Origin of the sequence: Melghiribacillus thermohalophilus (assembly GCF_004342905.1) — a bacterium.
Taxonomy (GTDB): Bacteria; Bacillota; Bacilli; order Bacillales; family Alkalibacillaceae; genus Melghiribacillus; species Melghiribacillus thermohalophilus.
This window is the reverse complement of sequence record NZ_SMAN01000004.1, coordinates 113,863-139,964: the sequence shown is the minus strand read 5'-3', so window position 1 is coordinate 139,964 and position 26,102 is coordinate 113,863. Positions and strand designations below refer to the sequence as shown.

Annotated in this window: 26 protein-coding genes and 2 tRNA genes; 2 read left to right on the top strand and 26 right to left on the bottom strand. The window is 42.0% G+C overall.

Going from position 1 to position 26,102, the window contains the following annotated elements:
• Nucleotides 1-165 precede the first annotated feature (165 nt).
• The 14 genes from EDD68_RS05430 to EDD68_RS05365 all read right to left on the bottom strand — a co-directional run bounded on the left by EDD68_RS05430 (nt 166) and on the right by EDD68_RS05365 (nt 10,347).
• Nucleotides 166-239, bottom strand: a tRNA-Arg gene (locus EDD68_RS05430).
• Between the two features lie 252 nt (nt 240-491).
• Nucleotides 492-565, bottom strand: a tRNA-Gly gene (locus EDD68_RS05425).
• Nucleotides 566-644: 79 nt separating this feature from the next.
• The gene (locus tag EDD68_RS05420) at nt 645-1,169 is read right to left on the bottom strand and encodes a metallophosphoesterase (RefSeq protein WP_132371233.1); all 525 of its coding nucleotides are present in this window, start codon (nt 1,167-1,169) and stop codon (nt 645-647) included.
• A 6-nt stretch (nt 1,170-1,175) separates the two neighbouring features.
• The gene (locus tag EDD68_RS05415) at nt 1,176-1,781 is read right to left on the bottom strand and encodes an XTP/dITP diphosphatase (RefSeq protein ID WP_132371232.1); all 606 of its coding nucleotides are present in this window, start codon (nt 1,779-1,781) and stop codon (nt 1,176-1,178) included.
• The gene (gene rph, locus EDD68_RS05410) at nt 1,750-2,565 is read right to left on the bottom strand and encodes a ribonuclease PH (RefSeq protein ID WP_132371231.1); all 816 of its coding nucleotides are present in this window, start codon (nt 2,563-2,565) and stop codon (nt 1,750-1,752) included. Before rph ends, EDD68_RS05415 begins: the two co-directional genes overlap by 32 nt.
• A gap of 140 nt (nt 2,566-2,705) precedes the next feature.
• A complete protein-coding gene (locus tag EDD68_RS05405) occupies nt 2,706-3,782 on the bottom strand; it encodes a GerMN domain-containing protein (RefSeq protein WP_132371230.1) in 1,077 nt (358 codons plus the stop codon).
• Nucleotides 3,783-4,001: 219 nt separating this feature from the next.
• Nucleotides 4,002-4,799 (bottom strand): glutamate racemase, encoded by a 798-nt coding sequence (racE, locus tag EDD68_RS05400; RefSeq protein WP_132371229.1) that lies wholly within the window; start codon nt 4,797-4,799, stop codon nt 4,002-4,004.
• A 19-nt stretch (nt 4,800-4,818) separates the two neighbouring features.
• The gene (locus tag EDD68_RS05395; protein ID WP_132371228.1) at nt 4,819-5,277 is read right to left on the bottom strand and encodes a MarR family winged helix-turn-helix transcriptional regulator; all 459 of its coding nucleotides are present in this window, start codon (nt 5,275-5,277) and stop codon (nt 4,819-4,821) included.
• Between the two features lie 324 nt (nt 5,278-5,601).
• Nucleotides 5,602-5,826: a helix-turn-helix domain-containing protein gene (locus EDD68_RS05390; protein WP_132371227.1), complete on the bottom strand. Its 225-nt coding sequence runs from the start codon at nt 5,824-5,826 to the stop codon at nt 5,602-5,604.
• Nucleotides 5,827-5,965: 139 nt separating this feature from the next.
• Nucleotides 5,966-6,475 (bottom strand): hypothetical protein, encoded by a 510-nt coding sequence (locus EDD68_RS05385; RefSeq protein WP_132371226.1) that lies wholly within the window; start codon nt 6,473-6,475, stop codon nt 5,966-5,968.
• 92 nt (nt 6,476-6,567) lie between these two features.
• Nucleotides 6,568-7,032: an acyl-CoA thioesterase gene (locus EDD68_RS05380; protein WP_132371225.1), complete on the bottom strand. Its 465-nt coding sequence runs from the start codon at nt 7,030-7,032 to the stop codon at nt 6,568-6,570.
• Nucleotides 7,033-7,143: 111 nt separating this feature from the next.
• Nucleotides 7,144-7,908 carry a succinate dehydrogenase iron-sulfur subunit gene (sdhB, locus tag EDD68_RS05375; protein WP_132371224.1) on the bottom strand — a complete coding sequence of 255 codons (765 nt, stop codon included), beginning with the start codon at nt 7,906-7,908 and terminating at the stop codon, nt 7,144-7,146.
• The gene (gene sdhA, locus EDD68_RS05370; RefSeq protein ID WP_132371223.1) at nt 7,909-9,669 is read right to left on the bottom strand and encodes a succinate dehydrogenase flavoprotein subunit; all 1,761 of its coding nucleotides are present in this window, start codon (nt 9,667-9,669) and stop codon (nt 7,909-7,911) included. It abuts the gene before it with no gap.
• A gap of 54 nt (nt 9,670-9,723) precedes the next feature.
• On the bottom strand, nt 9,724-10,347 hold the full coding sequence (locus EDD68_RS05365; protein WP_132371222.1) for a succinate dehydrogenase cytochrome b558 subunit: 624 nt from the start codon (nt 10,345-10,347) through the stop codon (nt 9,724-9,726).
• A 397-nt stretch (nt 10,348-10,744) separates the two neighbouring features.
• On the opposite strand from EDD68_RS05365, the gene EDD68_RS05360 reads away from it, so the two are divergent.
• The gene (locus EDD68_RS05360; RefSeq protein ID WP_132371221.1) at nt 10,745-11,170 is read left to right on the top strand and encodes a DUF2507 domain-containing protein; all 426 of its coding nucleotides are present in this window, start codon (nt 10,745-10,747) and stop codon (nt 11,168-11,170) included.
• A 78-nt stretch (nt 11,171-11,248) separates the two neighbouring features.
• Here the strand turns inward: EDD68_RS05360 and uvrC are convergent, their stop codons facing one another.
• From uvrC to zapA, 12 genes are all read right to left on the bottom strand, one after another.
• A complete protein-coding gene (gene uvrC / locus EDD68_RS05355; RefSeq protein WP_132371220.1) occupies nt 11,249-13,054 on the bottom strand; it encodes an excinuclease ABC subunit UvrC in 1,806 nt (601 codons plus the stop codon).
• 121 nt (nt 13,055-13,175) lie between these two features.
• Nucleotides 13,176-13,490 (bottom strand): thioredoxin, encoded by a 315-nt coding sequence (trxA, locus tag EDD68_RS05350; RefSeq protein WP_132371219.1) that lies wholly within the window; start codon nt 13,488-13,490, stop codon nt 13,176-13,178.
• A 318-nt stretch (nt 13,491-13,808) separates the two neighbouring features.
• On the bottom strand, nt 13,809-14,789 hold the full coding sequence (locus EDD68_RS05345) for an electron transfer flavoprotein subunit alpha/FixB family protein (RefSeq protein ID WP_132371218.1): 981 nt from the start codon (nt 14,787-14,789) through the stop codon (nt 13,809-13,811).
• A gap of 33 nt (nt 14,790-14,822) precedes the next feature.
• Nucleotides 14,823-15,596 (bottom strand): electron transfer flavoprotein subunit beta/FixA family protein, encoded by a 774-nt coding sequence (locus EDD68_RS05340; RefSeq protein WP_132371217.1) that lies wholly within the window; start codon nt 15,594-15,596, stop codon nt 14,823-14,825.
• Nucleotides 15,597-15,614: 18 nt separating this feature from the next.
• On the bottom strand, nt 15,615-16,391 hold the full coding sequence (locus EDD68_RS05335) for an enoyl-CoA hydratase (RefSeq protein WP_132371216.1): 777 nt from the start codon (nt 16,389-16,391) through the stop codon (nt 15,615-15,617).
• Between the two features lie 4 nt (nt 16,392-16,395).
• Nucleotides 16,396-16,998: a TetR/AcrR family transcriptional regulator gene (locus EDD68_RS05330; RefSeq protein ID WP_132371215.1), complete on the bottom strand. Its 603-nt coding sequence runs from the start codon at nt 16,996-16,998 to the stop codon at nt 16,396-16,398.
• 112 nt (nt 16,999-17,110) lie between these two features.
• Complete coding sequence (locus EDD68_RS05325) at nt 17,111-18,811, bottom strand: long-chain-fatty-acid--CoA ligase (protein ID WP_132371214.1); 1,701 nt, start codon at nt 18,809-18,811, stop codon at nt 17,111-17,113.
• A 483-nt stretch (nt 18,812-19,294) separates the two neighbouring features.
• On the bottom strand, nt 19,295-19,708 hold the full coding sequence (locus EDD68_RS05320; RefSeq protein ID WP_424399148.1) for a DUF350 domain-containing protein: 414 nt from the start codon (nt 19,706-19,708) through the stop codon (nt 19,295-19,297).
• 16 nt (nt 19,709-19,724) lie between these two features.
• The gene (locus tag EDD68_RS05315) at nt 19,725-22,073 is read right to left on the bottom strand and encodes an endonuclease MutS2 (protein ID WP_132371212.1); all 2,349 of its coding nucleotides are present in this window, start codon (nt 22,071-22,073) and stop codon (nt 19,725-19,727) included.
• A gap of 39 nt (nt 22,074-22,112) precedes the next feature.
• Nucleotides 22,113-23,831, bottom strand: a complete 1,719-nt coding sequence (gene polX / locus EDD68_RS05310) for a DNA polymerase/3'-5' exonuclease PolX (protein WP_132371211.1) — start codon at nt 23,829-23,831, stop codon at nt 22,113-22,115.
• 257 nt (nt 23,832-24,088) lie between these two features.
• The gene (locus tag EDD68_RS05305) at nt 24,089-24,619 is read right to left on the bottom strand and encodes a CvpA family protein (RefSeq protein ID WP_341540264.1); all 531 of its coding nucleotides are present in this window, start codon (nt 24,617-24,619) and stop codon (nt 24,089-24,091) included.
• Nucleotides 24,620-24,644: 25 nt separating this feature from the next.
• On the bottom strand, nt 24,645-24,941 hold the full coding sequence (gene zapA, locus EDD68_RS05300; RefSeq protein WP_424399147.1) for a cell division protein ZapA: 297 nt from the start codon (nt 24,939-24,941) through the stop codon (nt 24,645-24,647).
• A gap of 296 nt (nt 24,942-25,237) precedes the next feature.
• On the opposite strand from zapA, the gene EDD68_RS05295 reads away from it, so the two are divergent.
• Entirely contained in the window at nt 25,238-26,101 is an 864-nt protein-coding gene (locus EDD68_RS05295) for an SGNH/GDSL hydrolase family protein (RefSeq protein WP_132371208.1), read from the top strand.
• The last annotated feature ends 1 nt before the right edge of the window (nt 26,102 follow it).

Here is a 26,102-nt window from a genome sequence, read left to right as displayed (position 1 = left end):
ATAGAAAACGCCTCCTTTCGCTATCACACGTAAGGAGACGTCTTTGTCCGATGTGTACCGCTATTTTCACGCGATTTCGGAGTTATTTCGGCTATATCTGCGCAATCTCTGCGTCTGGGCGAACGTTCGAATCACGTGACATAACGGTATTTTTAATAAAAGGAGCGTCCCAGGAGAGATTCGAACTCCCGACCGACGGCTTAGAAGGCCGTTGCTCTATCCAGCTGAGCTACTGGGACATGATATATAATGTTATATACAGCATAGTTTTTTGTTTAGGTTTACACTCCGTCGTCCCCATCTCAGTATGTCTATTCAAGAAGCAGCTCGATTGGTACGCTGAAGTTCATTCAGTGAAGCAAATTCGGACGTGCTCTATCCTGTTCCTTCCTCTGCAAGCTAATCCATTGATGCATGATGCGTCGGAACAACTCGCAGTCAATTCGGCAGATGTTTTGCTCGTAGCTGAGCTACTGGGACATGATATGAAATGGAGCGGGTGATGGGAATCGAACCCACGACATCAGCTTGGAAGGCTGAGGTTTTACCACTAAACTACACCCGCATTTTCCAATCGACAAGTATTATTATAAGAACATAATAAGCAACTGTCAACCACCAATTTTTGTTTTCAGGCAGGACTTTTAATCCTGCCCAAAAACAAATGATTTAGTTAATTCAGGAACTTCATTTCCCTCAAGATCTAAAAACTGCACATGAAAATGGCTGTTGTCTTCCCATGTCAGTTTCGCATAGGTTTTTTCAAGTCTTCCACGAGGCTGATTAATGCTTCCTGGATTAATCAATAACGTATTCCCCACTTTTTCCGCTGTCGCAAAGTGAGAATGGCCAAAGCATACGATGTCCGCTCCCACTTCTTCTGCCCGGTAACTTAAAGGCATGAGTGTTGATTTTACCCGGTACAGATGTCCGTGGGTCACATAAAACTTCACATTGTCCAATAGAAAGTCTACCTCATTCGGATAGTTTGTGTCAAAGTCACAGTTGCCCCGCACCCTTCGAAATCCTTCCATCCATTCAGATTCGTAATCGAGCTCTGAATCTCCACAATGGATGAAGGCATCCGCTTCCCCCTGATGTCTCTTTTTAATCATCGCCAGCTCATCTTTCAATCCATGACTGTCACTGACTATCATGACCGTCTTCATCTATCATCACTCCGCCAGTGGATTTTCTTTTAGCCAGTCCATCATTTGATTGATGGCATCTCTTCGGTGACTGATCCGGTTTTTCTCCTCCGGTTCCAGCTGAGCCATCGTCTGGTCATACCCATCCGGATAAAAAATCGGATCATAGCCAAACCCTTTATCACCGATTGGTTCAAAACCAATTCGCCCTTCACATCTTCCCCGTTTCAGAACCGTCTCTTTTCCCGGAACGGCAAGAGCAAGCACACAGACAAAACGGGCAGTGCGCTCATCCTGTTCCACTCCATCCAGCTCACTCAGCACTTTTTCCATATTTTTTTGGTCGCTTTTTTCAAGTCCTGCATAACGGGCCGAATAGACACCAGGCTTTCCATCCAGCGCATCAATTTCAAGGCCCGAGTCATCTCCCATGACTGGCATTTGAAAACGATCCGCTATCGTTTCGGCTTTAATGGCGGCATTTTCTTCAAATGTTTCCCCTGTTTCTTCGATTTCTGGGATATCCTCCTCGAGATCAAGCAGGGTTACAATCTCAATCCCAATAGATCCAAAAATTTCTTTAAACTCCTTTGCTTTTCCGTTATTCTTCGTCGCCAGAATGATCTTCTTCATGTTCTCCCTCTCCATTTTCTTCGTGATTGGCCTGTTCGATATTCTTTTGAATCAGTTCATGCCATTCTTCACCGATTGCTTCCCGCTGAATCTGGAATATATCTTTTAGTCCCTTTTCGGCAAGGATCAGCATGTTCTTTAACTGGTCAGGCGTAAAGGTCGCTTCTTCCCCCGTACCCTGCAATTCCACATATTCCCCCTCGCCTGTCATGACAATATTCATATCCACATTTGCTTCGGAATCTTCTTCATAACACAAATCTAAAATTTCTTTTCCATCAGGCAGGACACCGACGGAAATCGCTGCCAGATAATTGGTAATGGGCATTTCCTGAATTACTTCTTCACAGATTAAATTACCAAAGGCAAGAGTCATGGCGACAAATGCTCCGGTAATAGACGCTGTGCGTGTCCCGCCGTCTGCCTGAATGACATCACAGTCCACCCAGACGGTTCGCTCACCGATTTTTTCGAGATCCACAACTGCACGGAGAGAACGCCCAATTAAACGCTGAATTTCCATGGTTCTACCCGAAATTTTTCCCTTTGAAGATTCCCGGATATTCCGCTGTTCCGTTGCACGCGGGAGCATGGCATATTCGGCGGTTACCCAGCCTTTGCCTTCTCCCCTCATGAATGGTGGAACCCGATCTTCGACACTTGCATTACAGATCACTTTGGTATCTCCTACTGTAATGAGTACCGAGCCTTCTGGATGTTTGATGTAGTCCGTTTCCATATGTATGTGTCTCAGTTGATCATACTGTCTGCCGTCTACTCTCATCTCCACGTCCTCCTTCTGCGGTATCCAACAATCATAGTAACATAAATTTCACAAAAACCATAAAATCAACTAGCAAAAATAAAATGAGGCTGCTGGTCAGCCCCACTTTATGGACAGTCTTATTATAAACACATGGCCGATTAAATACTACCAATCTGTTGCATTTTTTCTCGGGTTACAGGTTCTGACAGCTCTTCCCCACTTTCCTGAAAAACCTGTTCATGTCCTTCAACTTGTACCTGGACTGCTTCGATTCCCGGCAGTTCCGTTAAAGAAAGAACAAGGGAAGTCATGACTTCATCAGAAATCACTTGATTTTCCGGCTGGCTAAAAATGGATTCATTAAACGTTAATGTCAAAATACCGTCTGTAAATTCAGGATCTTCCGTGAGCTGTACATTCTCCCTGAAGACATTTAATAATGGAAGTTCAGCTGACGGACCATCCATCAATGCTTGTACCACGGCTTCATACATGTCGTTTTCCTTTGTCTGAATCGGTATCGTCACGGGAACGTAATAGTACTCGTTATCGTGCTGGGCTGGATAGTAAAGCGTAACAGCTTTACTATCGAGCAGATCATAAACATCACCCGCAAATACGTTTATACCCTGATCTCTTGAAAACCCTTCAGAAATCGGCGTGCCATTAACGGGCATCACTTCCTGATCCTTTCCATTTATGCGAAGTTTTATCCGCTCAATGGAATCAAATTGAGTGAGAGTGAAGGTCATAGCCTGTAAAATTTTTAATTCATCCTCTGGTCGATAATTGGTAAATTCTTCGGAGACATCAACAATTAATGTTCCATCTTCCTGTAGATTCAGACCATTGACCTCGGTTCCAGCAGGAAGAACAGCCTGAAAGCCATTTGGCAAAAGGTTTGAAACAGGTCCGCCAATGACTAAATATTCAAGTGACTGTCTCGCTACTTCTTTTGATTCGGCTGCAGGTAGCTGCAAAATCTGCGGAACCACAAACCCATTTTGATCTATTAAGTATAATGTGCGCTCCGTGGTATTTGATACAGGCTCTGATGTACGATCCCCCTGTTCGTCCGTCTGATCTTCCGTGTTTTCTAAATCATCAATCATTTCTACATCCTCTGGTGGTGGATCCATTTCTTCCAGTGATTGTTCTCCTTCGAACATACAGCCATTCAGAATCATAGAAACTGACAGAATGCCTGGAATCATCCATTTCAAGCGCTTTTGCATGCCTTTCCCTCCCATGGTGGTTTGTACTACTATTTATACGAGCTATATAAAAAAATAGACCTTATTTTCAATAGAAAAATCCTGTTTTTTTGGGAGAAAAGAAAGATTCATAAATGGAAGTCAGCATTCTGGACTGAAGTTTCTCTTTACGTTCATCCGGAAAAACTGAAATCGGATAAACCAGTGAAACGCCAGTCCGTACTCTGGACTGGCGCTCCATTATAACCGTATACTCTTTATATGTGGGATTTTGTAACCAAACCAGTTATTGGCGATATGCTGAAAAAGGGCAAGATTTCCTGTTGTAAACAGTTTGTGATTTGGTTTTCGCTCTCCATGAAAAAGCAAATTACCATAGGCTAAAATCGTACTTACTTCTCTGGCCGTTTCTTCTCCTGAAGAAATAATCGTCACTTGATTACCAAGCACTTTTTGTATCACTGGTTTGAGTAAAGGGTAGTGGGTGCACCCCAGTATTAATGTATCCATCTCGTCAATGTGCTGCAAAGGTTTGAGGGACTCATCCACAATATGTTCCGCTTCTGGCCCTGATAGAATTCCCTGTTCCACCATAGGCACTAATCGGGGGCAGGCCAGGCTGTAAACCTCTATTTCAGAATGAATGTCTTTTAGCACATTTGGATAGGCTTTACTGCTAATGGTACCCTCTGTTCCAATTACACCAATTTTACGGTTTCTGGATGTTTTAATGGCAGCCCTTGCCCCGGGCTGGATGACTCCGACTACCGGGATATTTAAATGTGCCTTTAGTTCCGGCAATACAAAAGCTGTTGCCGTATTACAGGCAACTACCAGCATTTTGATATCATACTGACCCAAAAAATTTACCATTTGCCAGGTAAATCGTCTTACTTCATCCTTAGTTCTTGATCCATACGGACATCTTAATGTGTCACCGAGATAAATAAATTCTTCTTTCGGCAGCTGCCGCATCAATTCCTTCGCAACTGTTAATCCACCTACGCCTGAGTCAATAACACCTATTGGCTGTTCCACGAATGTCTCGCCTTTCTATCTATTTTTTCTCTCCATTTCGAATCATTTCCATCTCTGAGTAGAGATGATCCAGTGATCCCTTCAGTGTCAAAACTTCTTCCTCTGAAAAATTTTTGAGAACATCATAAAGATATTCCTGTCTTTTTTCAATCACTTCATGAATAATGTTCTTTCCCTTTTCCAGCAGATGAATCCGAACCACCCGCCGGTCCTTTTCATCGCGAACCCGCTCAACCAGTTCGGTTTTTTCCATCCGATCAATTAAGTCAGTCGTTGTACTAAATGCCAGATGCATCTTTTTGGAAAGGTCACCGATTGTTAAATCTCCCTCTTCCATTAACCATTGTAATGCAACAAATTGTGGCGGTGTGATAGGATAATGGTTTAAAATTTCCCGACCCTTTTGTTTGACGATGTGAGATATGTATCGCAGTTTTTTCTCAATTTCTCCAATTGTTGCTACATCAACATGTTCCACGGTCAGAGACCTCCTAATGATTAACTTCATACTCTTATTCTTATGTTTTTTTGACAGAAATTCAAGATATAATGACAAAAGAAGCCGAAAAATTCCTTGATTGATTCATAATGATGTTAGTATTTCATCAGGGATATGACCGTTATTTACGGATGATAAGGCAAATGCCCTTATGTTCACAACGCACCAGCAATCAACACCAAAATCTCACTGAGCAAGACATGCATATCCACCCATACTCATAAAATGCATATCTAAGGGTTCCTCCTGATGACATAAAAATGAGGCTGATGCCCAGGGTAATCCATGGGCCAGCCTCTCCATCTAAAGTTTCAACTCCCCCATGCGAAGGAGTTCGACCACTGCTTGTGAACGCCCCTTTACACCCAACTTTTGCATGGCATTGGAAATATGATTTCTGACAGTTTTTTCAGAAATGTACAATTCTTCTGCTATTTCCTTTGTTGTCTTATCCTGCACGAGAAGTTCAAATACTTCTTTTTCCCTTTTTGTGAGTATTTGCTTCGGCTTATAATCTTTGTCCTTCAACAGGTAACCCCTCCTTGCTCCCTCAGAGTTGCAAGGATTTGGGGAATGCTTAGTCACTTTATAGTATGACATAAAAATCTTTACTGTTCCCTGACAGTTCAAAAATGGGTCGTTTTCTTGCCAGCTCATCAGGAGCAGGCTATTCGACTTCAATTACGATCTGCCCAACATGTTCATTTCCGATGTATACATTCAAACACCATCGTCCCGATTTGGAAAATTCCATATATGAAGTTACCGTAGCATCTGATAATTGCGAAGAGGAAAGATCAACAGAGTTTACCCATGAAAAATGTCCCGTTTGATCAGTCAATACTTTCTCGATCGAATGGGTTTCCCTGTGAACTCCAATGACTGATACGGATTTGTCCTTCCATGTGGGTTTCTCTCCCCAGAAATACCAGTTTGCCTTTATCACTTCACGGGAAGAAAAAGACTCATCATATGACAGGGCTAATGTATCCCGTTTCCCGATGACCGTCTCCCCGTTCAATTTAAAACTTGGACTGATATCCCAGCTTTCAGGCAAGAGCTGCTGACTAACAGGAGGGATTGACTGAGATTCTTTTTCCTTGTTTTCAGTGGAACTTTCAACATGACATGCTGTGAGAAAAAGCAGCACAACCAGTATAAATTGGAAATATTTCATCCTCTCCTCCTCCTTTTCTATTTCCGGGGAAATATCACTTTGACTTTCTAAAGTAAAAAGGATGACCGGGGCCATCCTTTTTCACAGAAGAATTATTTCAATGCCTTTGTTTTGGCATTATTCAGTTGCTCCCTTTGTTCTTCGGTAAATGGTACTGGACGCCCTGTTTTCGGATTAATCTGCACAATTCTTCCCCGGCCAGTCAGACATAATTCACCCCTCTGGTTCATGCACATATAATGGATATCTATAGAGCTTTGGCCTATTTCATTAGCTTTCACATAAACCTTTAACTCGTCACCGAAGTACATTTGCCGGTGAAAATCACATTGCAAATCCGCTACAACTGGAACTTTATCCTGCTGGCCATCCAGTGGACCAAACAATTGAATGGCATCAAAGAATTCTATGCGGGCCTGTTCGAAATAAATAAAAGGAGAAACATTATTGACATGTCCGAACATATCTGTTTCAGAAAAGCGTACATTAATGGTTGTATAAAATTCAAATTCCTTTTTCCACTTTTCCAGATCATCAATATAATTTACTCTGCCCACAACTTTTCCCCCTATCAACATACAGAAAAGATCGAATATTAAGACATGCATGTTTCAGTAAAAACCTTGCCGCGAAATGCGACAAGGTTTATAAGCCATTATGATATCAAATTATACGTTATAGTCACTTCCAAAAAAGCTCTTAAATGATTGAACGGTTGCTTCACGATTCAGTGCAGCGATAGAGGTTGTAAGCGGAATACCTTTCGGACAGGACTGAACACAGTTCTGAGAGTTCCCGCAGTTTGCCAGACCTCCATCACCCATAATGGTTTCCATTCGTTCTTTTTTATGGTAGGCACCTGTTGGGTGTGCATTAAACAAACGAACTTGTGATAATGGAGCCGGACCAATAAAATTAGATTTGCTATTGACATTCGGACATGCTTCCAGGCAAACCCCGCATGTCATACATTTCGATAGCTCGTATGCCCACTGACGTTTCGTTTCAGGCATACGAGGTCCGGGTCCAAGATCATAGGTACCGTCAATCGGAATCCAGGCCTTTACCCGTTTCAATGAATCAAACATTCTCGAACGATCCACTGCCAGGTCGCGTACAACCGGGAAGGTGGACATCGGTTCAAGGCGGATCGGCTGTTCCAGCTGATCAATCAGAGCCGTACATGCCTGACGGGGTTTTCCATTAATATTCATGGAACAGGCTCCACAAACCTCTTCCAGACATCCCATTTCCCAGTATACTGGAGTTGTCTTTTCTCCTTTAGCATTGACTGGATTTCTGCGAATCTCCATCAAGGCAGAAATCACGTTCATGTTTTCTCGATACGGAATGTTAAATTCTTCCGTATACGATGTAGAATCGGGGCCATCCTGACGCTTAATAATGAGCGTCACTGTTTTGCCTTCGCTCATTTATTGTTCCCCCTTCTTCTTCGTGTAGTCCCTCTTCCGCGGCTTGATCAGGGATACATCTACATCTTCATAGTACAATGATGGGCTATTTTTCTCTGCATCATATTTAGCCATGGTTGTTTTCAGCCATTCTTCATCGTTACGGTCCGGGAATTCAGGCTTGTAATGAGCACCGCGGCTTTCATTACGGTTATAAGCACCAATGGTAATCACACGTGCAAGCTGCAGCATATTATACAGCTGACGGGTAAACATGACACCCTGGTTGCTCCAGCGCGCTGTGTCGTTGATATTGATGTTTTCCCAGCGCTCCATGAGCTCCTGGATTTTTTCATCCGTCTTTAATAGTTTAGCATTTTCGCGAACAACTGTCACATTATCTGTCATCCACTCACCGAGCTCTTTATGAAGCTGATAAGCGTTTTCGTTTCCATCCATGTTCATGATATTTTCAAATTTTTCTTGCTGCTTCTTCAGTTCATCATCAAATAGCTGGGACGATACATCTTCAGCCGACTTATCCAGTCCTTCAATGTACTTAACCGCATTCGGACCGGCAACCATACCACCATAAATACAGGATAGAAGCGAGTTCGCACCAAGACGGTTGGCTCCGTGAATCGTGTAGTCAACCTCTCCGGCAGCAAAAATGCCTGGAATATTGGTCATCTGATCATAATCAACCCATAATCCACCCATTGAGTAGTGGACGGCAGGGAAGATTTTCATCGGTACTTTACGCGGATCATCACCCATAAACTTCTCATAAATTTCAATTATTCCGCCAAGCTTAATATCGAGTTCTTTCGGATCTTTATGGGACAGATCCAGATAAACCATATTTTCACCGTTAATGCCCAGTTTCTGGTTTACGCATACATCAAAAATTTCCCGTGTTGCAATATCACGCGGAACCAGATTACCATAAGCTGGATATTTCTCTTCAAGAAAGTACCATGGCTTACCGTCTTTATATGTCCATACACGTCCGCCTTCTCCACGAGCTGACTCACTCATCAGGCGAAGTTTGTCGTCACCCGGGATTGCGGTTGGGTGAATCTGAATAAATTCACCATTGGCATAAATGGCACCCTGCTGATAAAGAGAAGATGCTGCGGAACCAGTATTAATCACAGAGTTTGTAGATTTACCAAAAATAATTCCAGGTCCGCCAGTAGCCACAATAACCGCATCTGCTTTAAAAACCTTTATTTCATGAGTCGTTAAGTTCTGGGCAACCACACCGCGGCTTTTGCCTTCTTCATCAATAACAGCGGATAAAAATTCCCAGCCTTCATATTTTGTAACATAACCATTAACTTCATGACGACGCACCTGTTCGTCAAGAGCATATAAGAGCTGCTGTCCTGTTGTTGCACCTGCATAAGCTGTTCTGTGATGCTGTGTGCCACCAAAACGGCGGAAATCTAAGAGACCTTCTGGGGTACGGTTAAACATCACTCCCATACGGTCAAGCATGTGAATAATGCCAGGAGCTGCTTCACACATTTTCAAAACCGGTGGCTGATTGGCAAGGAAGTCCCCTCCATACACGGTATCATCAAAGTGCTCCCATGGTGAGTCTCCTTCCCCTTTTGTATCTACCGCACCGTTAATTCCACCTTGAGCACACACAGAGTGGGAGCGTTTAACAGGTACTAGTGATAACAAATCAACGTGAACACCTGCTTCAGCTACTTTAATCGTTGCCATAAGTCCGGCAAGGCCTCCGCCTACGACAACTACATTTCGTTTATCCATGTCAAGTTGTCACTCCCTTAAATTCAAATAATTAATGTATTCATTCGATTCTGCTTAACCCTGAGTTGTAATAAACGCAAACAGCGTAGAAATACTGATATAAGACAACGCTACAAAAATAAATAGCGAAATATAAGTAAATACAACCTGCGATCTAGGTGTTACGGTAATGCCCCAGCTAACTGCAAATGACCACAAACCATTCGCAAAGTGGAAAACGGCTGATACAACCCCGACTATGTAGAATCCAAGCATAAATGGATTTTCAAGTATTCCTTGCATCAAGGCAAAGTTTACTTCAGTGCCATTAATGGCTGTAGCAAACCTCGTCTCCCACGCATGCCATACAACAAAAATTAATGTAATAATACCTGTAATTCGCTGCAAATAGAACATCCAGTTGCGGAAAAATCCGAATCTCGATACATTGTTCTTTGCAGTAAACGCAATATACACTCCATAGATGGCATGGAACAACAGCGGAAGGAAAATGACAAAAACTTCAAGAAAATAGCGGAACGGCAGATTTTCCATAAATGCAGCCGCCCGGTTGAAAGATTCAGCACCATAACGGGCAAAATTATTGACAATTAAATGTTGTACAAGGAAAATTCCCACTGGAATGACACCTAACAGAGAATGCAGTCGTCGATAGAAATATTCACGATTGTCTGACATGTTTTACCCCCCTCATATTCATTTAACCTAATGAAGAAATTTGAAGAAAAAAATAAAAAAATAAGCGATTTTAAACCAAAAAATTCCTTCTCGCCTTTACCATCTGAACTTTGCATGCCATGTAATATTGTACTTCTATCGTATGACAGCGTCAAGAAATGACATTCATAAAATGTTCAAAAAAAGCCTGATCTTCATCTAAAAACGCAGAACCCCACCTGGTTTTAGCAAATCGGTCACTCCAGTGAAAAGAAAACGTTTTTCTTGCAGGATTCCTATCTATTTCTATACATTTTATTATTAGCAAATATTGATGAAGCATGTATAATAAACATTATTATATTTTTTGAAGAAACAGCATGCGAGTACAAATGTGTGATGAAAGGGAGAACGTTCGATGGAAAAACAACTGAAGGGATTGGGAGAAGCCGTAAATTTAAAAACTCCAGCTCTTGCACATGAAATATTGAGGACAAAACTGCTCGACGATCTGCTGGGGAAAGAAAGTGAAATGATTCAGTACTATATGGGGAAAAACCTGGCCAGAATGTACCCATGCAAATCAATGGAAGAAATGTTCGAGTTTGTTTCAAGTATTGGCTGGGGAAATCTCATCATGACGAAGGAAAAGAAAAAATCCCGCATTTTTGAATTAAAGTCCCCATTGGTTCAGGCACGCTTTTCCTATGAAACACCCTATCTTTATAAGCTGGAAGCGGGATATATTGCTGAACAGCTCAAACAGATGACAGGAGATGACTGGGAATGCACCTATAAAGAAAACAAGCGGAAAGGCTTGATAGTGTTTTACGCCGCCTGTTAACATCCCATATATCCATTAGTCATCCCTGCGGTCGGCCGCAGGGATTTGTTCTAAATAGGCACGTTTGAATATAAGGGATTATGTTTCGGTTTGAGGTTCCTCCTCAGAAGATCTGGATTTAAAATACTGGACAATTTCTTTAGCAGTCGGTTCCGGAATGCCGATATTCCTAAAATCTTCAACACTCGCCTGTTTGATCCTATCGATGGAGCGAAAATGCCGCAAAATTTGATTTCGTCTTTTTTTACCCACCCCTTTTATGGCATCAAGCTGTGACTGAAATGCGCTTTTATTTCTCAGGTTGCGATGAAAACTAACCGCAAACCGGTGAACTTCATCCTGAATACGCTGGATTAAATAAAATTCATGAGAGTTCCGCTTCAGGGGAACGACTTCCGGTGGGTCCCCATAAAGAAGTTCGCTCGTCCGATGTCTGTCATCTTTGACAAGACCAGAAACGGGGATATCCAGTCCAAGTTCATTTTCAAGTACATCCTTAGCTGCATTCATCTGACCCTTTCCCCCATCTATCAAAATCAATTCAGGTAGGGGCAGTCTCTCTTTGAGCACCCTTGTGTATCTTCTTCTGATCACTTCTCTCATCGTTTCATAATCATCCGGGCCATCCACATGTTTAATTTTATATTTCCGATACTCTTTTTTATGAGGACGGCCATCGATGAAAACAACCATTGCTGAAACTGGGTCTGTTCCCTGAATATTCGAATTATCAAAAGCTTCAATGCGATGAGGGGTTTCAATATTCAGCGCATCCCCAAGCTTTTCTACTGCTTTGATGGTACGGGCCTCATCCTGCTCAATTAAAGAAAATTTTTCGCTAAGTGCAATCTCTGCATTTTTCATCGCCAGTTCAACCAGTTCTTTTTTACGGCCGCGCATCGGAATTTTCACGTCAATATTCAGCAATTCCTTCAACAGTTCATGATCGGTTCCGAGGGGAACTAATATTTCCTTAGGCTTTGGATGGTTCTGATGCAAGTAAAAACGCCCGATATAGCTGATAAATGTTTCTTCTGGATCATCGAAGAACGGAAAGATGGCCACATCCCTTTCAATCAGTTTTCCCTGACGGATAAAAAACACTTGAATGCACATCCATCCTTTATCAAAAGCGTAACCAAACAAATCCCGATTGACATGATCATTCAGGGTCATTTTTTGCTGTTCCATTACGGACTCAATATGCTGGATGAGATCACGGTATTCCTTTGCCCGTTCAAATTCGAGCCGTTCGGATGCTTCATACATCTTTTTTTCCAGATCCTTTTTGATTTCCTTATGGCCACCGCTTAAAAACTTTGTAATTTTCCGAACGATTTCTTGATTTTGCTCCTGGGGCACCTGAAATTCGCAGGGCCCGAGACACTGATTTAAATGGTAATACAGACAAATCCGGTCAGGCATTTGATTACATTTGCGAAGGGGATAAAGGCGATCCAGCAGTTTTTTTGTCTCACGGGCAGCATAGACATTCGGATAAGGGCCAAAATACTTTCCCTTATCTTTTTTTACTTTACGAGTAACAATAAGACGGGGATGGGCTTCGCTCGTGATCTTTATATACGGATAGCTTTTGTCATCCTTTAAAAGAACGTTATATTTCGGATCATGCTTTTTGATTAAATTCATTTCCAGTATAAGTGCTTCAATTTCTGATGAGGTCACAATATACTCCAGGTCATCAATTTCCTGAACGAGCCGCTGAGTTTTCCCGTCATGGGCCCCGGTAAAATAGGATCTTATCCGGTTTTTCAGTACTTTCGATTTACCGACATAGATCACTTCACCATGTTTATTTTTCATCAGATAGCATCCTGGCTGGTCAGGCAGGATGGCCAACTTATCACGTATTTTTTTGTTCATAACAGGCCACTCTCCTAATGAACGAAAACATCTGCTTTAATCCTAACACCCGGCGTGAATACCTTTAACTTTATTATACAAAAAGAAAGAACAGCCATAAACGGCTGTCCTTTTTAATTTATTACGCGTGGTTATTAATTAATTGAACCAGTGCTTCTTTTGGCTGAAAGCCGATAACCTGGTCCACAACTTCACCGTCTTTAAATAAAAGCAGTGTTGGGATGCTCATCACACCGAATTTTTGAGCAGTTTCAGGGTTTTCATCTACATTGAGCTTTGCGATTTTTACTTTATCGCCCATTTCACTGTTAATTTCTTCTAGAACCGGTGCAATCATTTTGCAGGGTCCGCACCATGGCGCCCAGAAATCTGTAAGAACTAGTCCTTCAGAGGTCTCCTGATTAAAGTTCTGGTCAGTTACATTTACAATAGCCATTATATCTTTCCTCCTATTCCAGCTAATTCAAATATGGTTTAAGTATATCATTTCGGGACAAAAGTATCTAATAGTTTGTTTTCATTACTTTTCCCCAACCGGGGATAAATCATGCGAAAGGGATCAACAAACCTTTCACATACCCCCATATGTTTATGATAAAAGGTGTGCCAACTATTGTCAAAAAATATATTTTTCATCATTCTCTGGCTATGAACCAATCACCCCTGAATGGTTCTACTGTCTGGTACATCCTACATGACAAAGAAAAAGAGACTGCAACCAGTTATTCTGGTACAGCCTCTTTTAGAGAGACAATTAGGCGTTTTCTTTCAATTTCTTAATTTCTTCAGTCAGCTTCGGAACAACCTCGAATAGGTCACCGACAATTCCGTAGTCTGCCACATTAAAGATATTGGCTTCCGGATCTTTATTAATGGCGACAATAACTTTTGAATTGGACATGCCTGCCAGATGCTGGATCGCACCAGAGATTCCGCAGGCAATATAAAGATCTGGTGTAACCACTTTACCGGTTTGGCCGATTTGCAGTGAATAATCACAGTATCCTGCATCACACGCACCACGAGATGCACCTACGGCACCCCCAAGAACTTCTGCCAGTTCTTCAAGCGGCTTAAACCCATCGGCGCTTTTCACACCCCGTCCTCCGGCAACGATGACTTTTGCTTCGGACAAATCTACACCTTCAGTGGTTTTACGGATAATATCTTTAATCACTGTACGAAGATCTTTGATTTCTACATCTTTTACAGCCACTTCTCCACTTCGGGTGTCGTCACGGTCCAGTGGAGCAATGTTGTTTGGACGGATTGTCGCAAACAACAAGCCTTCTGTAACCACTTTTTTCTCAAAAGCTTTTCCGGAATATATCGGACGTGTGAATACAACATCATCTCCGTCAACTTCAATATCTGTAGCATCAGAAATTAAACCGCTTTCAAGTCTACTCGCAATTTTCGGAGTCAAGTCTTTCCCCTGAGCGGTATGTCCCATGATGATGCCTTCAGGATTTTCATCTTCAATCACAGCCATGGCAGCCTGTGCATATCCCTCGGAAGTATAGTTTTTCAAATTTTCATGCTGAACGACCACCGCCCGGTCGGCTCCATAATAAATCATTTCGTTTCCTAACTGTTCCAGATTTCCTTCACCAAACAATGCGGCAACAACTTCTCCATCTTCATTTATTTTTCTTGCAGCTGCAACAGCTTCAAAAGACACGTTACGAAGCGCACCATCACGGACTTCACCAATGACTAGTAGTTTTTTACCCATTCGAATCGATTCCCCTTTCTTCTGCTGTTCGTATTATAGTACCTTTGCTTCGCTTCGCAATAATGAAACGAGTTCTTTAACCTGATCATCCATTTCCCCTTCCAGAATCCGGCCAGCCTCTTTTTCAGGGGGCAGGAATACTTCGAGGGTTTTTGTCTTCGGCTCTACATCATCTTCGTCTAAATCAAGATCGTCAATCTCTAATTCCTCGAGCGGCTTTTTCTTTGCCTTCATAATCCCCGGCAGAGATGGATAACGGGGTTCGTTTAAGCCTTGCTGACAGGTAACGAGAAGCGGCAGGGATGTGTCCACTTTTTCAACATCACCCTCAACATCCCGTTCAATATGAACCGTATCCCCGTCAATGGTAATGTCGGTAATTGTGGTGACATATGGTATACCTAAACGTTCAGCCAGACGCGGGCCTACCTGACCGCTTGCGTTATCAATCGCAACATTGCCGGCTAAAATCAGATCGTATTCTTTATCCTCGAAAAACGCTTCCAGAATTTTTGTAGTGGTTATCTGATCGGTTTCCTCCAGATCATCCTCTATATTGATCAGAACGGCTTTATCCGCACCCATAGCCAGAGCAGTCCGCAGTTGCTTTTCGGATTCTTCATTTCCAATCGTGACAACCGTCACTTCACCGCCATGCTCATCCCGAAGTTGAATGGCTTCTTCAATGGCATATTCATCATAAGGATTAATGATGAATTCTGCGCCCTCTTCCTCGATACGTCCATTTTCGATCACAATTTTTTCTTCTGTGTCAAATGTTCTCTTCATTAATACGTAAATGTTCATGTCATAACCTCCCTGAATCTATTGGTCTTTGAAATTAGGTTTTCGCTTTTCAATAAATGCCTGAACCCCTTCTTTTGCATCTTCTGTACCGAAGACTTTTCCAAATTCGATGGCTTCCTGATGAACCCCTTCTTTAAATTGAGAGGTTTGGGCATACGGCAAGAGTTTCATCACCGCGTGAATCGTTGGACCGCTTTTCTGGGCAATTTTCGCAGCCAGTTTCCGCGCTTCATCTAGCAATTCATCATCCTGGGCAACCACTTTGTTGGCCAGCCCATACTGAAATGCTTCCTTACCGGAAATCGGTTCGCCTGTCAGAATCATTTCATAGGCTCTTGGTATGCCGACATAGCGTGGAAGCCGCTGGGTACCTGCAAAACCTGGAATAATGCCAAGGGTCAGTTCAGGAAGTCCTAATTTGGCATCTTCTGTGATTATCCGGATATGACAGGACATGGCAAGCTCCAGACCACCGCCGAGGGCTGCCTTGTGAATGGCAGCGATTACAGGAACGTGAAAATGTTCAATCCGGTCAAAAAGCTGTTGACCCTTTCTCGCCAGTTTTGTATAATCATCCTCGTTTTGAAGACCGGTAAATTCTTTAATATCAGCACCTGCTGAAAAGAATCTACCTTCACCATGCAAGATAACGGCTTTTATGGATTTGTCTTGTTCGACCTGATCCAATGCTTCAGACAAATCGGTAAGAACATCTGTGGAAAGAGCATTGGCAGGGGGACTGTTCAGTGTGATGGTGGCGATGTGATCACTCTTCGTTAGCAAGACTTTTCCCATAATCTCAACTCCCTTTTTTATCATCAGTGGATTTTAGACCGTTAAGAATGTAATAGTGGACATCTTTTGCCTGTTTGACCAGGTCATATTTCTGATCTTTCATCACCCAGTTCGTAACGACCTCATCCACTGTACCAAATATCATCTGTCTTAATAGTTTAATATTAATTTGCGGATGAAACAATCCTTCTTCAATACCTTCTTTAAGAATCTGATCAATAATTGCAAGATAACCTTTCAGGGAATTGTTAATTTTCATACGCAAATCTTTATTGGATTGACGAAGTTCCAGTTGAGTCACAATCGCCAGCTGATGATTTAAAGAGAGTTGTTTAAAGTGGATTTCAATCAGGGAATATAATTTATCTTCTGCTGATTCTTTTTTGGTGATTTCTTCTCTGATTTTTTCAATAAACTCACCCATCTTTTCTCTGAATACAGATACTAAGATGTCTTCTTTATTTTTAAAGTATAAATAAATGGTGCCGTCAGCTACACCGGCTTTTTTTGCAATTTTTGACACCTGTGAGGCATGGTATCCGTTTTCGGCGATTACTTCAACAGCTGCATCAATGATTTGTTTGTACTTTGGTTTATTTCGTTTCATAGCCATCTCCTCTGTCTGACAAAAACTGAATGAACAGTCATTCACTCTTCATTCTACAACCCCTTAAAATTTATGTCAACTTTCGTGGCATTCATACATACATGATTTTGCGTCATTGTGCGTTTTCCTCGCTCTGATTGGCCTTTTCTTCTTCTGCCAGCTTTCTTCTTAAAATTTTCCCTACGGCCGTTTTTGGCAGTTCATCCCTGAACTCATAGATGCGTGGAACTTTATATGCGGCAAGATGTTTTCTGCAAAATTCGTCAAGTTCTTCTTCTGAAACAGTTTTACTCTCTTTTAGCACCAAAAATGCCTTGACTGTTTCTCCGCGGTATGGATCGGGCACGCCTACAACGGCTGCTTCTTGAACGGCCTCGTGTTCATATAGCACTTCTTCGACTTCCCGTGGGTAAATATTATATCCCCCTGCAATAATCATATCTTTTTTTCTGTCCACTACATAAAAATATCCTCTTTCATCCATGTAACCCATATCACCGGTAAACAACCAGCCATCCTTTAATACTTTTTCAGTCTCCTCCGGGCGATTCCAGTACCCTTTCATCACCTGAGGTCCTTTAACAGCAATTTCTCCTACCTCTCCGACTTCCGCTTCTTCCATCGTATCCGTCCTGAATATTTTCGAATCGGTATCAGGCCATGGAACACCAATGCTTCCTGACACCCGGTCACCCCAGATAAAATTAGCATGGGTAACAGGTGATGATTCGGTTAACCCATAGCCTTCCACCAGTTTCCCCCCGGTGATCGTTTCAAATTGATCCTGGACCTCTACCGGAAGAGGAGCAGAACCGCTGATACAGGCCTCAATTGACGAAAGATCGTAATCTTTGATTTTGGGATGATTCAGTAAACCGATGTACATCGTCGGTGCACCAGGAAATAAGCTCGGGCGTTCCTTTTCAATCATTTTTAAAATTTCTTCCGGGTCAAATTTCGGCATAAGAATCATTTTTTGCCCCATCATGACTGAAAAATTCATCACAGAGGTCATGCCATAAACATGGAAAAACGGGAGTGCTCCCAGGGTAACACCTTCGCCATCCTTGACTTTATAAAGCCAGGCTTTGGACATTTGAGTATTGGCAACGAGATTGAGGTGAGTGAGCATAACTCCCTTTGGAAAACCAGTGGTTCCGCCTGTATACTGAAGCAGAGCAAGGTCTTCTTTTGGATCAATATCTACTTGCTTTACACCATCCCCGGACTGCTTCAAAACCTGTTTCCAGTGATGTACGTTTTCTGTCTGTTCGATTTTCCCGGGATGCTGACCCTGCTTCTTTTGAACGAATGGGTATAATACATTTTTTGGGAAAGGAAGATAATCTTTCATACTGGTGACAATCACATGCTGAAGATCTGTCTGATTTTTTACGGTTTTCACCCGCGGAAACAGCATATCCAGACAGATCATATATGTTGCACCTGAATCTTTCAACTGGTATTCCAGTTCCCGTTCAGTATACAGGGGATTGGTCTGCACCACAATGGCCCCGGTCATCAAAGCTCCATAATAACCGATAATGGATTGAGGGGAGTTGGGGAGCATGATTGCCACTCGTTCACCTTTTTCCAGACCTAATGACTGCAAAAAAGATGCCATTTTTTTCGACGATTCCAGCAGATCCCTGTATGTCATTTCTCTCCCCAAAAAATGAAGCGCTTTCTTTTCAGGATAACGGCTGGCTGTATCAATCAAAAACTCATGAAGGGGTTTTTCATCATAATCAATGGTTGCAGGAATTTCTTCAGGATATAAATCAAGCCACACCTTCTTCTCTTCTTTCGTCATATCATAACCTCCTTTAGTTTCTTTAAGTTTATTATAAACTTTTTTTGTCTGATTTGAAATATTATTGTAAATCATCTGAAAAATAACCTGGCGTCATCACGCTGTGGTTCAAGTCACAAAATTGGCCGCTCTGTCAGGCATCAGAAAACCCGATGGCCAGTGAAAAACTGACCGAAGAGTGTCCGGGGAACAACGCCAGAAAGCCTGAGATCAATCGTAAATGTTTAAAAAGATAGATAGGAACCCCTTCAGCCATAACAAAGACAACGCACCACCAATCACGATGACTGAACCCTATGGCCCTCTTCGTTATCCTTTCTATAGTCTTTCATGGGAACAAAAAAAGCACCCGAAAGTTTTTCTATTTTTCGGGTGCAACAGCAGCAACATCATCCAATCATTAAATATACAATACCAATCACCACAAATATTGCTGCTACAATCATTAACACTTTTGCTAACGTTTCCATTTCCCAGCTCTCCTTATAAGATCGTAGCCCCAACTACAAAAGATAATCCTACAGATATGACCATCGATATGAAGCCAACTGCCCGGTTGTCAGCCTCGATTTCCTCATCGATACGAAACGTTGGCGTCAGAAATTCAAAAATAAAATAGCCTGTAAGCAATAGCAAAAACCCAAACGTTCCCCACCCTATGCTCTCCAGCATCGTATCGTTATGCTGAATGGAAAACCGAAAAATATTTGTAATCCCGAATATTTTCCCCCCTGTAGCCATAGCAACTGATACGTTCCCCTTCCGAATTTCCTTCCAGTTATTGTATTTTGTCACCAATTCAAAAACTGCAAGAAAAACAATCACGCATAAGATCACAACACTAAAAGTCGCTGCTGTCTCAACCAGGGGATATTCCCAAAAACTTTTCCACATCATCTTTCCCCCCTAAATTTTATCCTAATTTCAACACCGTCACACCGCTTCCGCCTTCATTCATTCCTCCCAATCTGGATGACTGAATAGAAGGATGCTGTTTAGCAAAATTTTGAACAGCCTGTCGCAAAGCCCCGGTACCTTTTCCATGGATGATGGAGACCTGTGGATAACCAGCAAGGATTGCATCATCAATGTACTTTTCCAATCGGTGAAGAGCATCTTCATAGCGTTCTCCCCTGAGATCCAATTCTGGTTTGACATGGTATGAACTCCCCTTAACCGTTGATAGGGATTGTTCTTTAACAGACTCCGGGCGGTGAATAAATTGTAAATCTTGTTGATTCACTTTTACTTTCATGATTCCCAGCTGAACCTGATATTCTGAATCATTCATTTGTTCAACAATATGCCCTTCCTGATTTAAAGAAAGCACTTTTACTTCATCTCCGGGCTGTAAAGATTTGTTTGGCTGCTGGCTCGCGGGGTGATCTGCTGACTGATTTTTCTGAGCAAATTCCACCTGTGCTTCCTCGAGCTGTTTTCTGGCATCAATTAGCTGATGCTCTTTTATATGGGCCTGTTGTTGCATGGAGCGTAACTCGTCAATGATTTCTTCGGCTTTTTGTTTTGCTTTTTCAACCTCTTTTTTCGCTTTTTCTTCCGCTTGTTTGTACAAATGCTCTTTTTTCTGTTCAAATTGCTTCCATTTTCTTTTCAAATCTTGGAGGAGGTTTGCTGCTTCATCAAGAACTTTTGCTGCTTCCTCGTAGTCTTGATCTGCTTTTCTCCTCGACTCTTCAAGTGAGGCAATCATGTTCTCCACACTCTGGGAATCCCGGCCGATTAACGTTTTGGATTTGTGGATGATTTCTTCGCTCAGACCAAGCTTTCTGGAAATCTCAAACGCGTTGCTTCTTCCCGGTACACCTATGAGAAGGCGGTAAGTCGGTTTTAATGTTTTCACGTCAAAATCGACTGATGCATTGATGACCTGTTCCCTGTTGTATCCATACGCCTTAAGTTCCGGATAATGGGTGGTGGCAATGACTCTGGCGTTCCTTTCAACCACTTCATCCAGTATGGCCATGGCTAGAGCTGCTCCTTCCTGAGGATCAGTCCCCGCACCCAATTCATCAAACAGCACCAGGGTTTGATCGTTTACATGATTCAGGATATCAACAATATTGGTCATGTGGGAAGAAAAAGTGCTCAAACTCTGTTCAATGGACTGTTCGTCGCCAATATCGGCAAAAACATGTTCAAAAACCGCCATTTTACACCCATCAAGGGCAGGAACCATTAATCCGGACTGAGCCATTAAGGTTGTTAACCCTACCATTTTAAGAGTGACGGTTTTCCCCCCGGTATTCGGACCGGTAATGACAATGGCTGTAGAATCTTTACCGATAGAAATATCGTTTGCAACCACTTCTTCTGCAGGGATCAATGGATGTCTTGCCTGTTTCATATCGATGATTCCCCGGTCGTTCATTTCAGGTTTAGTACCCTTTATCTTTCTCGCATACTTTGCTTTCGCCGTCATAAAGTCAATTTTCGACAGAATATTCATATGGAGATTTAACGGTTCTGCGTCCTGGGCAATCTTTTCGGTCAGTTCCCTCAAAATCCGTTCGATTTCCTGTTTTTCCCGGGATCGCGCTTCCTGCAGTTCATTGTTTAGCTCCACAACAGCACCGGGTTCTATAAACAGTGTTGCCCCTGAGGAAGACTGGTCATGGACAATGCCTCCAAATGCTCCCCTGTATTCCTGTTTAACCGGCAATACATAACGGTCATTGCGTATAGTAATGATGGCATCCGAAAGCATCTTACTTTTTGTCCGGGTATCATGTTCCAATTTATCCCTGATCCTGCTTTCAAAAGAACGAATTTGCCTGCGGACCGATCGCAGCCTGTCTGATGCACTATCCAGAACCTGACCATGATCATCAATACAACTTTTTATGCTTCTTTCCAGTTCATTTAAAGGGGTGATTTCTTCACTTAAATGTTTTAATATCGGAATATCCACCTCATCAATTTCCTCAATAAAACGTTTTAACGTTTTACTGGCACTGATGACACTGGCAACGTCTAAACACTCATCAGGCTGGAGCATCCCGCCGATTTTGGCCCGCTTGATGCTCGGACGTATATCTTTGATACCACCAAGGGGGATATGTCCTTTTACACGCAAAACCTGAAAAGCCTCGTCTGTTTCTTCCTGCCATCTAACAACTTCCTCAAGGTTTGTAGAAGGTTCTAATGTTGCTACCAGTTCTTTACCAGGTGATGAACTGGCATGCTCTTTCAGCTGGTGGATTACTTTATCAAACTCGAGGACTTTGTAAACTCGGTCATTCATGTTTCCTTCTCCTTTATGCTTTAAAATACATGTCAACCATTATTTATTTTTGTTTAAAAACTGTTCAAGCTGCTTTAGGGACCAGGTATTCAGTACAGTTTCTTTTTTGAGCCATCCTTTTCTGGCCATTATCACACCCAGATGGATATCATCGAGCATGTTAAAGCTGTGGGCATCTGTGTTAATCGCTATTTTCACACCAGTCTCCTGGGCTCTCTTTAGCCATTTCCATGAAAGATCCAGTCGATTCGGATTCGCGTTCAATTCAAGTGCCGTATTCGTTTCTTTTGCCCAGTGGATGAGCTGTTCAAAGTCTACGTCATATCCGGATCTTCTGCCAATTAATCGGCCGGTTGGATGGGCGATCAAATGCACATAAGGGCATTCCATTGCCGATTTGATCCGCTTCATGATGTCTTTTTTTGATTGTTTAAAACCAGAATGGATAGATGCAATAACCAGATCCATTTCTTTCAAGAAATCTTCAGAAAAATCAAGATTTCCATCTGGTAATATATCCATTTCAACACCAGAAAAAATATGAATCTCAGGATATATTTCATTCAAACGCGCAATTTCTTCCCGCTGATTTCTCAACCGCTTTTCGTCAAGACCGTTTGCTACCCTGAGGTATTTTGAGTGATCCGTAATGGCGATATACTCATACCCTTTTTCAATTGCTTTTTCGGTCATTTCTTCCAGAGACTGGGCGCCGTCGCTCCAGGTTGTATGCATGTGCAAATCGCCCCGGATATCTGTAAATTCTATAAGAGAGACCTCCTGTTTAAAGGCCTCGATTTCACCCTGATGTTCTCTGAGTTCAGGCGGAATATAATGGAGGCCGAAAGACTGAAAAAATGCTTCTTCTGAATCAAAAGTGTGAATCTCTCCTGTTTCAACGTCTTCAACCCCGTATTCATTAATCTTTTTTCCCTGTTCTTTTGCCAGCTGGCGCATGGCTACGTTATGATCTTTCGAACCGGTAAAGTGATGAAGAGCAGTGGAAAATGCTTCAGGACTGACGATTCGGAAATCAACCGACACATCATAACCTTCATAGAAGATGACTGTTACTTTCGTATCGCCCTGAGCTACAACTTCTTGTATGCCATCCAGGGCAACAAGTTGTTTTTTTATTTTTTCGGGGTGATCCGTCGCGATAATAAAATCGAGATCTTTAATCGTTTCTTGCATACGCCTCATACTTCCGGCTCTGGAAAAACGAACAACCCCATCCATCCCATTTAACCGGGCTTCAATTTTATTTGCAATAGGAATCATAAATGCGACGGGAAGGCGCTCAGGTTTTTCCGAAGCATCTTCCAGCGCCTTTACTATTTTTTCAGAAGATTTTTTCCCGAAACCGCTTAATTGTTCCACTTTCCCGCTTTCACACGCCTCTTTTAAGCTAAATGCATCTGTTACTCCCAGTTCCTGGTATAGCCTGGCTAATTTTTTGCCTCCAAGCCCCGGCAATTCTAACAGGGGGATTAAGCCTGCTGGAATTTCTTCCTCAAGCTGTTTTAAGGTCTGGGACTCCCCTTTTTCGATATACTCTTGAATAACAGCAGCTGTTCCTTTACCTATTCCCTTCAGTGTTGTCAAATCATCGATCTGTGCGAGGGAACGGTCATCGGTGTCCAGTGCCTGTGCAGCCTTCCGGTAAGCTGCTATTTTAAACGGATTTTCAGCTTTTAATTCAAGGTATATGGCAATTTTCTCCAAAAGTCTGATGACTTCTTTTTTATTTACTTTCATACTACCACTCACTTTCACGGGGTTCTAATGAATGACTTAAGAAATGCTTCACACACCTGCTTAATCCCGCCCACTGCTGAAGGGCTGGACATCCCGGCAAAATCATAGTAGCTCGAGGGGCTGGTGCCGAATCTGAACAACAAACTCTTCCATTTGAAGGATAGGAACAGACTCAACTTATTCTTTTTAAAAAAGAAATGGATAATTGTCCACAGGCAATGACTTCACTAGAAGAAAATAAAGAACTTCTCATGCTATTAAGATGAGAAGTTCGAAAAATAATCGGCAACATGGGTAAACCACAAGGATTTTATTTGATTCGAGATGACAGGGGTGTGTTCAACAATAAACTGGGCCAGAAAGGAACTGTCGATTAACTTCTGGATAAACACTACGGGTACAAGTGAAAGGAAGTAAAGCATAATAAATAAAATAAAATACACTTCTATAAACCCAAGTACTGCCCCAAGCATCCCGTTAAAACTGTTTAGCACTGGAAGTTCGGCAATAAAATCAAGCATATTGGCCACGATTTGAAGAATGATTTTTACCCCAAAAAACAAAATAGCAAATGCTACCGCATTATAGAAGGCATGTTCAAGGGGCAAAGTATTGACAAATATCGCCCAGGTACTGTCATCCTGTATTTCAGGGTATGGAATCCACAACTCCAGCAGGGGAGCAAGATTGTCATAATAAATAACAGCAAAAACAAAAGCAATGATGAAACCGGTAAGATGCATGAACTGCATGATAAATCCGCGTCTTAATCCAATGAAAATTCCCATGATTATTAGTATAAAAATAAATATATCAACCATTTTTCTTTCTTTCCTTTTTCTGAATTTGATCTAACAAATCGGTGTATTCATCTTTTAATTTTAAATAATCATTCATCGTATTGACAGCTGTCAAAACAGCCAGTTTAGTCGTATCCAGATGAGGATTCCCCTCCTGAATCTCCTTCATTTTCTGATCCACCATGCCGGCGACCATTTGTATATGATGGGGAGGTTCTTCTCCCACTATTGTATATTTTCGGTTATGAATTTCAACCGTTGTCCGATTTTTTTTTGACTGTGTCACAGAAACAGCCTCCTCATCTATCATCTAAAGAATATATTAACATGATTGTGAGCTAGTTGGAAAGGATTACTCGTAAACGAGTCCCTACCCGTTCGCATGTTCCCATTACCATTTCACGAGATTGCAAAACATCAATTTTCCTGTTTTAACTGCCCCTTTGACTGAATACAATAAATAGAGAAAATGCAAACACCATGACCGATTCTAAAGACAGCCTGACGATTCATGACAGGCTGAGCAGTCGTGAGCTGGGTCCGGAAAGCAGACAGGACTGCATTTGAGGGTCTTATATATTACTTTTGATCAGGTGTGAGAATGAAATGTGGAATAAAGGTACAATCCTCCTGGGGGTCCTGGGTGTATTATTCTTAACGATTCTTTTCAACTATATATTGCCGTCTTTTCCGATCACAGACAAACAAAACATAAATCAATCAATGAAAGAGATACTAACATCTAATGACGACAGCGAAGAAAGTTCACCATCGTTCCAAAAAGAATCTTTCTCCAGGATTTTTCATCACACATTGCGTTCCTTTCATACGATTACGGCCTTCAGAAATCAATATATCCACATTGTAGCAATCGGGGATTCCCTGACGCAGGGGGTCGGAGATCAATCGGAGCAGGGAGGTTATGTAGGAATCGTTCAGCAGCATTTAAAGCAGAGGGGGCATATTCAGGCATTTGGAAAAAGGGGACTTCGAACTGATCAGCTGATCAAACGACTGGAAGAACAGGAAATAGCTGCAGCTATTAAACAGGCAGACATCGTGATTTTGACAATCGGTGCCAACGATGTCATGCAAGTTGTGAAAAATCATTTTACCGAATTGACTTATGAAAAATTCGTTGAAGAACAACTACCTTATCAGGAACGTCTCAGAAAAATCTTTGAACGGATTCGCACGCTGAATGGGGATGCGAAAATCTACCTATTAGGTATGTTTAATCCATTTGAACAATATTTTGGGGATATTCAGGAACTTGACCGTATTGTTGACGACTGGAACCGAATTGGACGGAATACGGTTCAGCAATTCCCGCCTGCAGTCTTTATTCCAACTAAAGATTTGTTTTCCAATCGAGATCACAACCTCTTTCACAGTGATCATTTTCACCCCAATACAAAGGGGTATGAGCTCATTGCCCGGCGTATTCTTTACTATTTGATCCATTACTGAT